This is a genomic window from Paenarthrobacter ureafaciens, from assembly GCF_004028095.1.
In the GTDB taxonomy this organism is placed as follows: Bacteria; Actinomycetota; Actinomycetes; order Actinomycetales; family Micrococcaceae; genus Arthrobacter; species Arthrobacter ureafaciens.
The window spans coordinates 99,617-114,273 of sequence record NZ_SBHM01000006.1; the positions used below are offsets into that span (position 1 = coordinate 99,617).

At 62.5% G+C, this 14,657-nt stretch carries 12 protein-coding genes; 2 read left to right on the plus strand and 10 right to left on the minus strand.

The window, feature by feature from the left end; genetic code table 11:
• Nucleotides 1-2: 2 nt before the first annotated feature.
• Nucleotides 3-758: a DNA repair protein RecO gene (recO, locus tag AUR_RS01560; RefSeq protein WP_021470558.1), complete on the minus strand. Its 756-nt coding sequence runs from the start codon at nucleotides 756-758 to the stop codon at nucleotides 3-5.
• Nucleotides 759-843: 85 nt separating this feature from the next.
• Nucleotides 844-2,583, minus strand: coding sequence for a 2-isopropylmalate synthase (gene leuA / locus AUR_RS01565; RefSeq protein WP_021470559.1), 1,740 nt, complete (start codon nucleotides 2,581-2,583; stop codon nucleotides 844-846).
• A gap of 252 nt (nucleotides 2,584-2,835) precedes the next feature.
• On the opposite strand from leuA, the gene AUR_RS01570 reads away from it, so the two are divergent.
• Entirely contained in the window at nucleotides 2,836-4,788 is a 1,953-nt protein-coding gene (locus AUR_RS01570) for a M13 family metallopeptidase (RefSeq protein WP_031215961.1), read from the plus strand.
• A 65-nt stretch (nucleotides 4,789-4,853) separates the two neighbouring features.
• Here the strand turns inward: AUR_RS01570 and AUR_RS01575 are convergent, their stop codons facing one another.
• The 5 genes from AUR_RS01575 to AUR_RS01595 form a co-directional block, all read right to left on the minus strand.
• A complete protein-coding gene (locus tag AUR_RS01575) occupies nucleotides 4,854-6,317 on the minus strand; it encodes an LCP family protein (protein ID WP_241650840.1) in 1,464 nt (487 codons plus the stop codon).
• A gap of 196 nt (nucleotides 6,318-6,513) precedes the next feature.
• Nucleotides 6,514-7,476: a GTPase Era gene (gene era, locus AUR_RS01580; protein ID WP_062096906.1), complete on the minus strand. Its 963-nt coding sequence runs from the start codon at nucleotides 7,474-7,476 to the stop codon at nucleotides 6,514-6,516.
• Nucleotides 7,460-8,791 carry a hemolysin family protein gene (locus tag AUR_RS01585; RefSeq protein ID WP_062096907.1) on the minus strand — a complete coding sequence of 444 codons (1,332 nt, stop codon included), beginning with the start codon at nucleotides 8,789-8,791 and terminating at the stop codon, nucleotides 7,460-7,462. Before AUR_RS01585 ends, era begins: the two co-directional genes overlap by 17 nt.
• Entirely contained in the window at nucleotides 8,788-9,261 is a 474-nt protein-coding gene (ybeY, locus tag AUR_RS01590) for an rRNA maturation RNase YbeY (RefSeq protein ID WP_021470564.1), read from the minus strand. Before ybeY ends, AUR_RS01585 begins: the two co-directional genes overlap by 4 nt.
• Nucleotides 9,258-10,343, minus strand: a complete 1,086-nt coding sequence (locus tag AUR_RS01595) for a PhoH family protein (RefSeq protein ID WP_021470565.1) — start codon at nucleotides 10,341-10,343, stop codon at nucleotides 9,258-9,260. Before AUR_RS01595 ends, ybeY begins: the two co-directional genes overlap by 4 nt.
• Before the next feature lie 424 nt (nucleotides 10,344-10,767).
• Between AUR_RS01595 and AUR_RS01600 the strand changes: the two genes are divergently transcribed.
• On the plus strand, nucleotides 10,768-11,637 hold the full coding sequence (locus tag AUR_RS01600; protein ID WP_021470566.1) for a GerMN domain-containing protein: 870 nt from the start codon (nucleotides 10,768-10,770) through the stop codon (nucleotides 11,635-11,637).
• A gap of 36 nt (nucleotides 11,638-11,673) precedes the next feature.
• On the opposite strand, the gene AUR_RS01605 is transcribed toward AUR_RS01600, so the two are convergent.
• The 3 genes from AUR_RS01605 to hrcA are packed head-to-tail and all read right to left on the minus strand — an operon-like array spanning nucleotide 11,674 to nucleotide 14,637.
• On the minus strand, nucleotides 11,674-12,450 hold the full coding sequence (locus AUR_RS01605) for a 16S rRNA (uracil(1498)-N(3))-methyltransferase (protein WP_021470567.1): 777 nt from the start codon (nucleotides 12,448-12,450) through the stop codon (nucleotides 11,674-11,676).
• 2 nt (nucleotides 12,451-12,452) lie between these two features.
• Complete coding sequence (dnaJ, locus tag AUR_RS01610; protein WP_062096908.1) at nucleotides 12,453-13,580, minus strand: molecular chaperone DnaJ; 1,128 nt, start codon at nucleotides 13,578-13,580, stop codon at nucleotides 12,453-12,455.
• 49 nt (nucleotides 13,581-13,629) lie between these two features.
• On the minus strand, nucleotides 13,630-14,637 hold the full coding sequence (gene hrcA / locus AUR_RS01615; RefSeq protein WP_062096909.1) for a heat-inducible transcriptional repressor HrcA: 1,008 nt from the start codon (nucleotides 14,635-14,637) through the stop codon (nucleotides 13,630-13,632).
• Nucleotides 14,638-14,657: the final 20 nt, after the last annotated feature.

The window sequence follows — 14,657 nt, forward strand, 5'->3', positions numbered from 1 at the left end:
TGTCAGCTTCGCTCCACGTGTTTGAGGGATTTAACGGCACGCTCCAGATGCCATTGCAGGTAACTGGCCACCAACCCGGCGGCCTCCCGGCGATGCCGCAGATCCGATTCATCGGCAACAGCCCAGTCTCCGGTCAGGAGGGCCGCCAGCAACACCACAGTCTCCGGTGCCGGCGCCGGCGAACCCGGCGGACGACAGTCTCCGCACACCATGCCGCCCAAAGGTGCTGAGAAAGCCGTGTGCGGGCCGGGCCTGCCGCAGCGGGAGCAATCGGTAAAGCTCGGCGCCCATCCGCCCGTGGCCAGGGCCCGCAAAAGGTATGAATCCAGGATCAATTCCGGCGGATGATCCGATCGGCTCAACGCCGCCAGGGCGCCCACCAGCAGGTTGTATTGGGCCGTGCCGGACTCAGCGTCGGCGTCGGTCAGCTTTTCCGCGGTCTCCGTCATGGCTGCTGCCACGGTAAAGCGGCTGTAGTCGGCGGCAATACTGCTTCCGTAAGCGCCCTTCGCCACTGCCTGTGTCACGATGTCCAGGGTCCGGCCGGAGACCAGTTGCAGGTCTGCCACCATGAACGGTTCCAAGCGTGCGCCGAACCGGCTGCTTGTCCTGCGGACGCCCTTGGCAACGGCACGGACTTGTCCGTGATGTTTGGTCAGCAAGGTGATGATGCGATCAGCCTCACCGAGCTTATGGGTGCGGAGCACCACGGCATCGTCCCGGTAGGAACGGGCTGCGAACGAGGACTGATTGGCCACACCCTATCTTCGCACCGACACGGCTGCGGGGAGACCACCGGGCCGTGCAGCGGATATATTTCCCATCACTGCACGGCCCCGGAGCCTAGGCCTGGGCGTCCCGGACGGCCCTGTTGACTGCCGAAATCAAGGCCTTCAGGGATGACGTGGTGGTGCTGGGATCGATACCGACGCCCCACAGAACCCGATCCCCCACGGCGCATTCAACATATGCTGCGGCACTGGCGCTGCCGCCCTCGGACAGTGCGTGTTCGCTGTAGTCCAGGACGCGCACGTCAACGCCGTCCTGGTGCAGGATGTCCAGCAAGGCCGCGATCGGACCGTTGCCGTGCCCCGTTCGGCGGACCTCGGCGCCTTCAATGCGGAGGTTCGCAGTCATGGTCATGGCGCCGGACTCGTCTGTCTCCGTGCTGACGCTGCCCAGGGAATAACGGCCCCACTGTGCCTGCTCCTCTTCCGAGGGCAGGTATTCGTCCTGGAAAATCTGCCAGAGCTGGGCTCCGCTGACTTCTCCGCCCACAGCATCCGTCCGGCGTTGGATGACGCCGGAGAATTCGATCTGTGCACGGCGCGGCAGGTCGAGGTTGTGCTCATTTTTCAGCAGGTAGGCCACGCCTCCCTTGCCCGACTGGGAGTTGACCCGGATGACGGCTTCGTAGCTGCGGCCCAGGTCCTTGGGATCGATGGGCAGGTACGGTACCTGCCACGTGAAGTCACTGACGGGCACGCCGGCTGCCGCGGCGTCCTTCTCCAGCGCCTCAAAGCCCTTCTTGATGGCGTCCTGGTGCGACCCGGAGAAGGCCGTGAACACGAGGTCTCCGCCGTAGGGAGAACGCTCCGGCACGGGCAGCTGGTTGCAGTACTCCACCGTCCGACGGACCTCATCGATGTCCGAGAAATCGATCATGGGATCGACTCCCTGGACGAACATGTTCAGGCCCAGGGTCACCAGGTCCACGTTGCCGGTCCGCTCACCGTTGCCAAACAGGCAACCCTCAATCCGGTCTGCTCCGGCCAGGTAACCGAGTTCCGCCGCAGCTACGCCGGTGCCGCGGTCGTTGTGCGGGTGCAGGGAGATAATGATGCCTTCGCGCGGGTGGAGGTTCCTGTCCATCCATTCAATGGAGTCCGCGTAGACGTTGGGGGTGGCCATCTCCACCGTCGCGGGCAGGTTAATGATGACCTGCTTGTCGGAGGATGCCTCAAAGACATCGGCGACGGCGTTGCACACACGCGCGGCGTACTCGAGTTCGGTTCCGGTGAAGGACTCCGGCGAATACTCGTAAGTGATGTGGGTATCGGTGAGGGTTTCCTCATACTTCTTGCACAACCGCGCGCCCTGGAGGGCGATGTCCAGGATTCCGTCCTCATCCTGGTTGAAGACCACCCTGCGCTGCAGGACCGACGTCGAGTTGTAGAGGTGGACGATCGCTTGCTTTGCGCCTACCAAAGACTCATACGTGCGTTCGATCAGGTGTTCGCGTGCCTGGGTCAGGACCTGGATGGTGACGTCATCCGGGATATGGCCGCCCTCGATCAGCTGACGGACAAAATCGAAGTCTGTCTGCGAAGCTGACGGGAAACCGACCTCGATCTCCTTGAAGCCCATCTTCACCAGCAGCTGGAACATCTTCAGCTTGCGTGCGGGGCTCATGGGATCGATCAGCGCCTGGTTGCCGTCACGGAGGTCTACTGCACACCAACGCGGGGCCTTGGTGATGACCTTGTCCGGCCACGTGCGGTCGGGAACCTCAACCTTGATTTGGTCCTGGAACGGAATGTAGCGGTGGACGGGCATTCCGGACGGCTTTTGTGCATTACGCATGACGTGTGGCCTTTTCTTTCTGTAAGAACTAAGTGAAAGCTTAGCCGGGCACAACGAAACTCCGCGGCGAGGATGGCCCAGCTTTCAGTTAGCTTTCAGGCCTCGCCGCGGCAGCTAAGAAGAAGCATTTCCGCACGCACATGATCACAGTAACACGGTGCGTATGATGACATTGCAACACCCAATGCAACGTCCACTATGCAGACGCTGCGCGGTGCAACGCCGGCAGCAGCGTCCCTTCAAGGAGCCACAGTGCCACAGTCGGGGATCACTCTTTCCAACATCGACCGCAACGTCCGGCCTCAGGACGACCTCTACCAGTTCGTCAACGGAGCCTGGCTGAACAGCACTGCCATTCCGGACGACCGGCCCTTGGAAGGTACTTTCACGTCCTTGCGCGATGAAGCCGAGTTGGCAGTCAAAGCAATTATCGAGGAAGCCGCGGCCAAAGGCGCCGGGGCTAGCGGCGTTGAACAAAAAATCGGCGGGCTCTACGCCAGCTTCATGGACGAAGCGGCAGCCGAAGCCAAAGGACTTGACCCTCTCAGGGACCGGCTCGAAGAAGTGCGTGGAGTTACATCAGTGCAGGAGTTGATGCGGCTCATCGGACGCTTGTTCCGCGCTGACGTCTCCGGACTGTTCGGGATCTATCCGGCACCCGACGCCGGCAACCCGGAGCGGATCCTGCTCTACATCGCCCAAGGCGGACTCGGGCTCCCCGACGAATCGTATTACCGCGAAGAAAAGTTCGCTCCGATCGTCAGCGCCTACAACGCCTACATCGCCAAGCTCTTCGGTTTGGCGGGCATTCCGGACGCCGGCGCTGCTGCGGACCGGATCGTGGCGCTGGAAAAGGCCATCGCATCCCACCACTGGGACAACGTCACGTTGCGCGATCCCCGGAAGACCTACAACTTGAAAACCGCCGAAGAAGCTGCGGGCCTGCTGCCGCTGCTGGATGACTGGTTCGAAGCTGCCCGCATCGACGCGGCCAAGCGCAGCGAAATCGTAGTCAGCACCCCGGACTTCTTCACCGGCGCTGCGGCTTTGTTGGAGTCCGAAGACCTCAGCACGTGGAAGGAATGGTTGACGCTGCGTGTGCTTTCCTCCGCAGCGCCCTACCTTTCAGCAGACTTCGTTGACACCAACTTCGACTTCTACGGGACAACGTTGAGCGGTACGCCCCAAAACAAGGAGCGCTGGAAGCGCGGCGTGGCCGTCGTGGAAGCCGCGCTCGGCGAGGCTGTAGGCCAGATCTACGTGGAGCGCCACTTCCCGGCGGGCCACAAAGCGCGGATGCAGACCCTCGTAGCAAACCTCATCGAGGCCTACCGGCAAAGCATCACCTCGTTGGAGTGGATGGGTGAGGCTACCAAGGCTGAAGCCCTCAAGAAGCTGGATGCTTTCCGTCCCAAGATCGGTTTTCCGGAAAAGTGGATCGACTACTCTTCGGTCGAGATCGATCCCAACGACCTCCTCGGCAACGTGGAGCGTGCGCATGACGCCGACGTCGAGCGGCACCTTGACGAGGTGGGCAAGCCCGTCGACTTGGACAAGTGGCTCATGACCCCCCAGACCGTCAACGCCTATTACCACCCCATGCTGAACGAGATCGTCTTCCCGGCAGCCATCCTGCAGCCTCCGTTCTTCAACGCCGAGGCCGACGATGCCGTCAACTACGGCGGCATCGGCGCCGTCATCGGTCACGAAATAGGCCATGGTTTCGACGACCAGGGCTCTCAGTTCGACGGCAGCGGGGCGCTGCGCAACTGGTGGACCGAAGAGGACCGCGCAGCATTCGAGACCCGCACGGCCAAGCTCGTGGCGCAGTACGACGCACTCTCCCCCTATGCCGCGCCCGGCCACACAGTGAACGGCAAGCTGACCCTCGGCGAGAACATCGGCGACCTTGGAGGTCTGACGATCGCGTACAAGGCATATCAGCTGAGCCTTGACGGGGCGGAGCCGGAGGTCATCGATGGCTTCACAGGCCAGCAGCGGTTCTTTATGTCCTGGGCAGCGGGCTGGCGCCAGGTCATCAGGGCCGAAGAAGCGATCCGCAGGCTCGCCACGGACCCCCACTCCCCCAACGAATTCCGTACCAACGCCATTGCCCGTAACCTCGACGCTTTCCACGAGGCATTCGCAGTGACGGAACAGGACAGGATGTGGATGGACCCGGCCGAGCGTGTCAGCATCTGGTAAGGACGTCCAACAAAATCGGCCGGGCCCTCGTGGGCCCGGCCGATTTTGTTGACGAAAGAATTTGCCTATTGGGTGATGTACAGCGGGTTGACCTGCTGGCAGACCGCATCGCTGGCCGTCTGGTTGACGACGTCGTCGGGGACCGAGGCCGCACCGTAGGCGGTTCCCGTGCCAAAGTCCGTACCGATGTACAGCTGGACTCCGGTCACGCCCGGCGCCTGTTGGACCTGCGTCGCCGGGATCCCGAACAAAGTAGCGACATCGGTGGCGACATCAGCGAATTCGGGACCGTAATAGACCACGGTCTGATCAACGGGGTTGGCCAAGTAGGAGACGGACTGGGCAAAACCGTTGCTGGTCAGGACTCCGAGGATCTCCTGCGCCCTTGTGCCGATCCCGCTGCCGTTGGCGACGGCTACAGGCTGGAGCGCCATATCGTACGCGGGTGGGGCAGGAGGTGCACTGGTGGGAGCGGCCGTCGGGTCACCGGGCGCAGGCGTGGCGGTGGCCCCTGGATTCGTCAGGTCCAGATCGGCGCGCAGCGCTGCAAACAGCTGCGACGCCTGCGGCTCCACCAATTCAAGCCTGTTCGGATCGATGGCAGCGGCCTGAGTGGGCACCGAAACGAAAGCCACCTTGGAAACGTCGATGTCCTTGAGCCTCCCGCCGATGGTCAGGAGGGTAGGCACGGATGCCAGACCCTCATCAACGGTCAGGTTCTGCGTCACAACGTCCGCAATCTGGAGAAGGCGCTGGGGGTTGCCAAGGGTTCCCTCGTCCTTCAACTTTCGGGTCAGGGAGGAAAGGAACGCCTGCTGGCCCTTGATACGGCCCAGGTCTCCACCGTCTCCAAAAGCGTGGCGGGTACGGAGGAATGCCAGCGCCTGCTCGCCCTCCACCTGGGAATTTCCCTTGGCCAGCCGCAGGCCGGAGTCGGGGTCGAAGACCGGATCGCTGACGCAGACATCCACCCCGCCGATTGCCTTGGAAAGTTCCTTCACGGCATTGAAATCCGCCATCATGAAGTGGTCCACGGTGAGGCCCGTGAGTTTGTTGATGGTGTCCACTGCGCAGCCGATGCCGGCTTCGGCCATGGCCTCATTGATCATGACGCCACTGCGCGCCGGGAACGTCTGGTTGGTGGTGCGATCAGTGCATTGCGGCACGTCCACCAGCAGGTCGCGGGGGAAACTCATGACGCTGACCCGCTTATTGTCGGCCGAAATGTCCAGCAGCATCATCACGTCGGAGTGGCCGTACCCTGTTGAGTCCTCGGATGAGCCGTATTGGGAGTTCTTGCCATCGCGGGTATCCGAGCCGAGGATCAGGATCTGCAGCCGGTCCGATTTGTCGTTGACCACGGCCTCACCGGTGTCCCGGGAATCCCCTGCGCTCAAGGGCGCTTTGGTGATGTTGTTCTGCAACCGGATGAACCAGAAAGCGGCGAAGGCAACTCCGGCGACGAGGGCCACTGAGACGACACCCGTGACAATCTTCAGCCACAGCGGCAGCCCTTTGGGCGCGTTCATGTGGCGGGGAGTCCCTTCGGGGTCTCCCCCGTGACGCGCCTCACCGGGTGCAGCGGTGCCGGTGCCCTGGGGCCGGGCTTCACGACGTCGCACTATTCGGTTACCTTTCCTCAAACGCTCGAATTCCCGCAATCATAATGGCCGATTCTGGGAAGTTCCTTATCCTGCCTTCGGCCACGCCGACGCGGGCACAGGCTCAGAAGCCAAGCTTCACCAGCTGTTTCGGATCACGCTGCCAGTCCTTGGCCACCTTGACGTGCAGATCGAGGTAGATCCTGGTGCCCAGCAAGGTTTCGATCCCCTTGCGCGCATTGGTTCCGACCTCCCGCAGGCGGCTGCCGCCCTTGCCGATGATGATGGCCTTCTGGGACGGCCTTTCCACGTAAAGATTGACCCTGACATCGAGGAGGGGGTTCTCTTCGGTCCGCCCTTCGCGGGGAACGATCTCTTCCACCACCACTGCCAGTGAGTGGGGTAGTTCATCCCGCACCCCCTCCAGCGCGGCCTCGCGGATAAGTTCGGCGATCATGACCGCTTCAGGTTCGTCCGTGAGTTCGCCGTCCGGGTACAACGGAGGCGACGGCGGCATGTGGCTGATCAGGACGTCGGCAACAGTGGTGACCTGGAAACCGTCAGCTGCGGATACGGGAACGATGTCCGCCCAGCCCTGCTCTCCCAGCACCTCGCGGCCGAGTGCCTCGACCGCCATCAGCTGCTCAGTGAGGGCCTTGCGGTCCACGAGGTCGGTCTTGGTGACGATCGCGACGATCGGTTTACGTCCGACGGCGGCCAGTTGCGCGGCGATGTATTTGTCACCGGGGCCGATTTTCTCGTTGGCGGGGAGGCAGAACCCGATCGCGTCCACCTCGGCGAGGGTGTCGGCCACGAGCTCGTTGAGGCGTTTGCCGAGCAGGGTCCTGGGGCGGTGCAGTCCCGGGGTGTCCACGAGGATCAACTGTGCGTCTTCCCGGTGGACAATACCGCGGATGGTGTGGCGCGTCGTCTGTGGTTTGGCGGAGGTGATCGCGACCTTCTGCCCCACCAAGGCGTTCGTCAGGGTTGATTTGCCTGCGTTGGGCCTGCCAACAAGGACGGAAAATCCTGCGTGGAAGCCGCCGAAGGCATCCTCGGCGTCGCGGTTCTTACTTTGCTTGCTCACGTGGAACTCCCTGTTGCGTTGTATCTGATTCGTCAAGAAGGTCTTCAAGGTCAGTTTCTTCTTTTGGCATCGCCGCCGCAATGATGTGGCTTACCCGGTTTCGCCGACCCTCAAGCCTATCGGCGCGCAGCGAGACGCCGTCCACTTCCACGGAACTACCCACAATAGGGACTTGTCCGAGGGCCTTGGCCAGCAGGCCGCCCACCGTATCGACTTCGTCATCGTCAAGGTCGATGTCGAACAGTTCGCCAAGATCGTCAATGCTCATCCGGGCGCTCACACGGTATGTTCCATCGCCCAGGTCAACCGCCTCTTCCGCGGCTGCATCGTACTCGTCCACGATTTCCCCGACGATTTCTTCAATGAGGTCCTCCAGGGTGACAAGACCGGCCGTCCCTCCGTACTCGTCGATGACGATCGCGACGTGCGTCGATTCTTTCTGCAGCTCCTTGAGCAGGTCGCTGACAAGCTTGGACTCGGGAACGTAGCGGACCTCCCGGGACAAGGAGTCGACGTCGTGCGGCTGCAGTCCGGGCTCCCGCCGGTGCAGTGCGGCCGCCACGTCCTTGAGGTAGAGGATCCCCTTGATCTGGTCCGTGTTCTCGCCGATAACCGGGATACGGGAGTACCCGGACCGCAGGAACAGGGCCATTGCTTCTTCCAGGCTGGAACCCGTGGTGATGCTGACGATGTCCGTTCTGGGAACCATGACGGAACGCACCAAAGTGTCACCGAATTCGAAGACCGACTGAATCAGTTCAGCCTCATTGTCTTCGATCATGTCCGACTCGGCAGCACGGTCAACAAACTCACGGAACTCTTCCTCGCTGACGAACGCGTCATCGCCTGCGGGCGCCCCGGGAGCAACGGCACTTCCCAAGGACACCAGCCAGGCGGGAACGGGACCGAGCACCCAGCAGAGAAACCGAATGAGCGGAGCAGTGAAGCGGACGACCGGACCCGACTGCGCCCGGCCCAGTTGCCGTGGCGAAACACCCACCAGCACAAAGCCGATGACAGCCATGATGCCGGTGGCTGCCAGCCCGGCAAGCCACACGTTGTCCAACAGGCTGTGAAGCACGACGGCGACTGCAACCGCGGCTGCCATCTCGAACCAGACGCGCCAAAAACGGAGCGCCCGCATATGGGCAACAGGATTCTTCAGAATGCTCGCCAGGGCTTTGCCCTTGCTGCGGAGCACCGATTGTTCAGCTTCGTGCCTGGGCAGGAAGTTGAAGGCAGCCTCCGCTGCAGTCAGCAGGGCGACGAAACTGAGAAAAACCAGCGCCATGCCAACCAGGATGAGCGAGGTCACTGCATGGTCTCCATGGGGGCATCCTTGCCCAGGAATTCAGACAGCAGTTCACGCTGCAAGCCGAACATCTCTTCTTTTTCCTCGGGCTCGGCGTGGTCGAAGCCCAGCAGGTGGAGGATGCCGTGCGTCGTGAGCAGCAACATCTCATCCTGGGTGGCGTGGCCTGCGTTGCGGGCCTGCACTTCGGCCACCTGCGGGCAGATGGCGATATCCCCGAGCATGCCCTGCGGCGTGGGCTTGTCCGGAGTCCCCGGCGTCAGCTCATCCATCGGAACCGAGAGGACATCGGTTGCTCCGGGCTCGTCCATGAGTTCGATGTGCAGCTTTTCCATGGCAGCTTCATCCACCAAAAGGATGGACAGTTCGGCCTGCGGGTGGATATACAGGCGTTCGAAGATGAACCGGGACAGTGTTACCAGCTGTTCCTCGTCCACCTCCACGCCGGACTCGTTGTTGACTTCAATGCTCATTTGCGTTCTCCACGTTTGTGTTGTGCGCCGGCCGCTGCTGCGGGCCGGTGGGCGTCATCCCACTTGCTGTACGCGGAAACGATGTCTGCCACAAGGCGGTGCCGGACGACGTCGCCGGCCTCAAGGATCGAGAAATTGACGTCGTCGATCCCCGTGAGGATTTCCCGGACAATGCGCAGGCCGGAGGTGGCACCGAACGGCAAATCGATCTGGGTCACATCGCCGGTGACAACCATCTTCGAGCCGAACCCAAGCCTGGTGAGGAACATCTTCATCTGCTCGGGCGTGGTGTTTTGTGCCTCGTCCAAAATGATGAAGGCATCGTTCAGGGTGCGGCCACGCATGTAGGCGAGCGGGGCAACTTCAATGGTCCCTGCCGCCATGAGCCGCGGAATCGATTCAGGGTCCATCATGTCGTGCAAAGCGTCATACAACGGCCGAAGATAGGGATCGATCTTGTCGCTCAGGGTTCCGGGCAGGAAGCCGAGCCGCTCCCCCGCTTCCACCGCCGGCCGGGTCAGGATGATCCTGCTGACTTCCTTGTTCTGGAGCGCTTGCACGGCTTTCGCCATTGCCAGGTACGTCTTGCCGGTACCCGCCGGACCGATGCCGAAGATCACCGTGTTCCCGTCGATGGCGTCAACATAGTTCTTCTGGTTCAGGGTCTTGGGCCGGATGGTCCTGCCCCTGCTGGAAAGGATGTTGTGCGTCAGCACGTCCACGGGGTTCTGCACGGACTGGGACCGCAAGAGGGAAACCAGCTGCTGCAGCACGTCCGGAGTGACCACTGTTCCCTTGGCCACCAGCCCCCGGACTTCCTCCAGGAGCCGCATGATCCTCGGAATAACAGTCGAAGGCCCGGACATGGACAGCTCGTTGCCACGAACGTGGAAATTGACGTCGGGAAACTGATCCTCGATGTAGCGCAAGGCCTCATCATGGCTGCCCAGCGAGTGAATCATTTGATCGGAGTTGTCGAACGTGACGATTTCCGTGCGCGTGCCCGGTAGCGTGTGCGGGAACTCGGTGGCCGCGGCGTTTCCGTTTCCGGTCCGCAACCGCCCATTCAGGGATTCACTCATAGTGCTGGCCGTACGGCCTGATCTCCTCCGGTTGGTTCAGTCATTATCCATATGTCCGTGGTGCGCCCATCCTCACGGATGCCCGCCTGCGGGAATGCCTCCAATCCTACGCCAGCAGACCGCAGCCCGGCCCCTTTCCGTGGGGGCTTTCACAGCATCGAATCAAGGCCGTTACGAATTTGTCTCAACTCGGCATCGGGCCGATATCAATCCTGTTGCAGTTGCCCCGGTACCCCCAAAAGCCGGCAGGACGCCGTCGTACATGTGCCAAGCTGGCAAAGCAGGAAGAAACAGGAACAACACTGTACGCACTACCGGCCGCCCGGAAACGTCGGCCGCGAGGCAAGGAACCCCCATCACCAAGCCGGCAAACAACCAGCAAGGCGCACAGCGGCGGAGAAAATCCGCAGTAGCGGCGCCTGCGATGCTTGCTGTCCTATTGCTGACGGGCTGCATAGCCAACGGCGGCAACACACCGGCCACCTCGGGACCTCCCATCAGCGTCCAGGACGCTCCCGCGAGCAATGCCCCCCTTGAGACAACCCAGGCTTCGACCAAAATTCCCGTCTATTGGATCGGGCGCAGCAAGGACAACGTCTACCTGTACCGAGAGTTCAGGGACATCTCCGGCGATGAGAACCCGGTGACCACGGCGCTTCGGATCATGATGGCGCAGAAGCCCTTGGACCACGACTTCTTCACGCCATGGCAGGACCCCGGGAGCCTGGCCACTTCCATCTCCGGCAAGAACGTCATCACAGTGGACATCTCCCGGGATGCGTTCAACGCCAACCTCGACGCCGGGATGGCCCAAAGAGCCGTACAGCAGCTGGTCTACACGGCGTCGGCGGCGGCGTCCTCCTCGGGCCTGATCAACTCGGGCCAGCAAATCCAGGTAGTCATCCTGGTGGACGGGCACACGGACTTCATGGCGTTCGGGCAGGTGAAGCTGGGCCAGCCCATGGCACGTGATGCCTCACTGGTGGCGCCGCTGTGGATCATCGATCCTCAGGAAGATGCCTCGGTGCCCGCGGGTGCGGTGAAGTTCAACGGGCGCAGCACCGACAGTTCAAAGCCCGTGAACTGGCAGATCCTCCAGGACAACGGCTCCGGAACGCGGACCAGCAAGCTTACCGGCCAGGCGAAGCCAACCGGAGATCCCGGACAATACGGGGTTTTCTCCTTCGGGGCCACGCTGAAGCCCGGCAAGTATGAACTCCGGGTTGTTCAGGTGGATGAATCCGGCCGCGCAGACGAGACCACCCTGGACACCCGCCTCTTCAAGGTCGAGTGAGCCCTGGCCCGGGCGGTTGGGCCGGTCCGCCGTCTGCTAACGCCAGCGGCCCAGAATATCGCTCAACAGAACGACGGCGGCCGGTCCGGCCGTTGACGATCGCAACACGTGGTGCCCCAAAAGCGCCGTCACCGCGCCGGCATCACTGAGCCTGGTCACCTCACGGGGAGCCATCCCACCCTCTGGACCGACGATCAGGAGGACTTCCCTCGCGGCGTCCGGGCCGCTGTTCGAGAGGAACCCGGCCTCCTCAATCACCGAACGCAGGGAGTTCTTGGCGTCCTCGTGGAGGATCACCGCCAAATCCGCCGCGGCGGCCGCTTTGGCCAACGCTGTAGTGTCCACCAGGTCCCTGACTTCAGGAATCCAGGCCCGGCGTGCTTGTTTCGCTGCTGCAGTCACCACGGACTGCCACTTCGCGTGCGCTTTCGCGGCGCGATCGCCCTTCCACCGCACAATGGAGCGCTCCGCCTGCCAGGGGATCACAGCATCAATGCCGAGCTCGGTAGCCGTTTCGATGGCGAGTTCGTCGCGGTCTCCTTTGGCAAGCGCCTGCACGAGCACCAACCGGACAGCGGGACGTTCCTCAAAGGCTACTTCTTCCGCAACCACGGACAGCGAGCCTTGCCCTGCCTCGGAGACCCTACCCGTCAGCCTGGCACCTTCACCGTCGGAAATATCCACCGGTTCGCCCGCGGACAGACGCTTCACTGTCACGGCGTGCCGCGCCTCCGGGCCCTCCAGGACAAAGACGGAACCAGACACCAATCCGCCAAGGCTGCCGGCGGGGGCGAAGAATACGGGGTTGCTCACCGCTACAGGTTACCGAGCTTGTCCCGCAGCTTGGCGAACATCCCGCCGCTGGCAACGAGCTTCCCGTCCGTGAACTGTTCTCCGCGGAGTTTGGCGAGTTGACGGAGCAGGTCTTCCTGGGCGGCGTCCAGCTTGGTTGGCGTCTCCACGTGCAGGTGCACTTTGAGGTCGCCGCGGCCGTAACCGCGAAGATGCGTCACGCCGAGCCCGCGCAGGGTGATGATCTCGCCGGACTGCGTACCGGCCGTCACATCGATCTCCTGCGGACCGTCGAAGGTCTCCAGGGTCAACTCCGTGCCTAGTGCGGCTGCAGTCATGGGAACACTTAGCGTGGCGTGGAGATCGTCCCCTTCGCGGATATAGGTGGAATCGCTGTTGACGCGGATCTCCACGTACAGGTCGCCTGCCGGACCACCGGCGGGGCCTGCCTCGCCCTGGCCGGACAGCTGGATACGGGTCCCCGTGGCCACACCGGCGGGCACTTTGATGGTGAGGGACCGGCGGCTGCGGATCCTGCCCTGGCCGCTGCACTCGTTGCAGGGATCCTTGATGATGGTGCCGAATCCTTCACAGGATCCGCAGGGCGCGGTGGTCATGACCTGACCCAGAATGGAGCGCACAGCGCGCTGGACCTGGCCACTGCCGCCACAAATGTCACAGCGTTCCGGGTGGGTACCCGGACGGCAGCAGCTGCCGTCACAGGTGGGGCACACAACAGCGGTGTCCACTTCGAGCTTCTTGTTGACGCCGAACACGGCGTCCTTGAGATCAATGCGCACGCTGATGAGGGCGTCCTGGCCACGGCGCACGCGGGACGCGGGCCCTCCGTGACCCCCGCCCCCGCCAAAGAAGGTGTCGAAAATGTCCTGGAAGGCAAAGCCTTGCCCGGAATAGCCGCCGCCGAAGCCGTTGTCCGTTCCGTTTTCATTGCCCGTGGCGTCGTACACCCTGCGTTTTTGCGGGTCTGACAGGACTTCGTAAGCGTGGGTCACGGCCTTGAAGCGTTCGGCGACATCCTCCCCCGGATTTACATCCGGGTGGAGCTTGCGCGCCAACTTGCGGTACGCCTTTTTGATCTCTTCCCCGGTGGCTTCCGGCGAGACTCCCAAAACGTCATAGTGGCTGCTCAAAGTCGGTATCTCTTCCTTGTTGTACTGCGGTCTTTGGTGACGGCCGGTTTCAGCCGCCGAGAATTCGGGAAAGGTAGCGCGCTACGGCGCGGACTGCCGCCATGGTGGTGGGGTAGTCCATACGGGTGGGACCGAGGACTCCAACCTTGGCGCCGGAACCGTAACCGGTAGCCACCACGGAGGCCTCGGCCAACCCGTCGTAGGGATTTTCCCGGCCGATGCTCACTGTCACGCCGCGCGGATCATCCCCCATGTCCGACAACAACCGGAGCATGACAACTTGTTCCTCAAGGGCCTCCAGCACCGGCCCTATGCTCAGGGGGAAGTCCACGTTGGAACGGGCGAGGTTGGCCGTGCCGGCCATCAGGATCCGCTCTTCCTTACTGGTATCGCTGAGGGCCTGGAGTCCGTTGGCCAGCATCTGGGCCAGTCCCCGCAGCTCCGGCGGGCACAGCGCCACCACGGACGGCAAGACCTGCGGAAGGAGGTCCATCTGCGTGCCGGCGATGCTGCCCAGGAACCGTGAACGCAGCGCCATGAGGGCCTCGTTGGCAACGTCGGCACCGGCATCGATGACCTTCTGCCCAACGCTTCCAGTGTCGGCAATCAGCACCACGAGCACTTGCTTTGGCCCGAGGAGGACGAACTCAACATGGCGCACCACGGCGCGCTTGGAGTGCGGATACTGCACGACGGCTACCTGGTTGGTCAGCTGCGACAGGAGCCTCACGGTCCGCTCAAGGATGTCGTCCATATCATCCGGCCCCTCAAGCAGGGAGTGGATGGCACGACGCTCAGCGGCCGACAAGGGCTTTACCTGGGAGATCCGGTCGACGAACAGGCGGTAGCCCTTGTCCGTCGGAATACGGCCGGCGCTGGTGTGTGGCGCTGCGATCAGCCCCTCTTCTTCAAGCACCGCCATGTCGTTGCGGATGGTCGCACTGGATACGCCCAGGTGGTGGCGTTCTACCAGGGCCTTGGAACCAACAGGCTCCCGCGAATGTACGTAGTCCTCAACAATGGCACGCAGCACTTCGAGTTTGCGTGGCTCACTCATTCCAACACCTCCTGACAGAC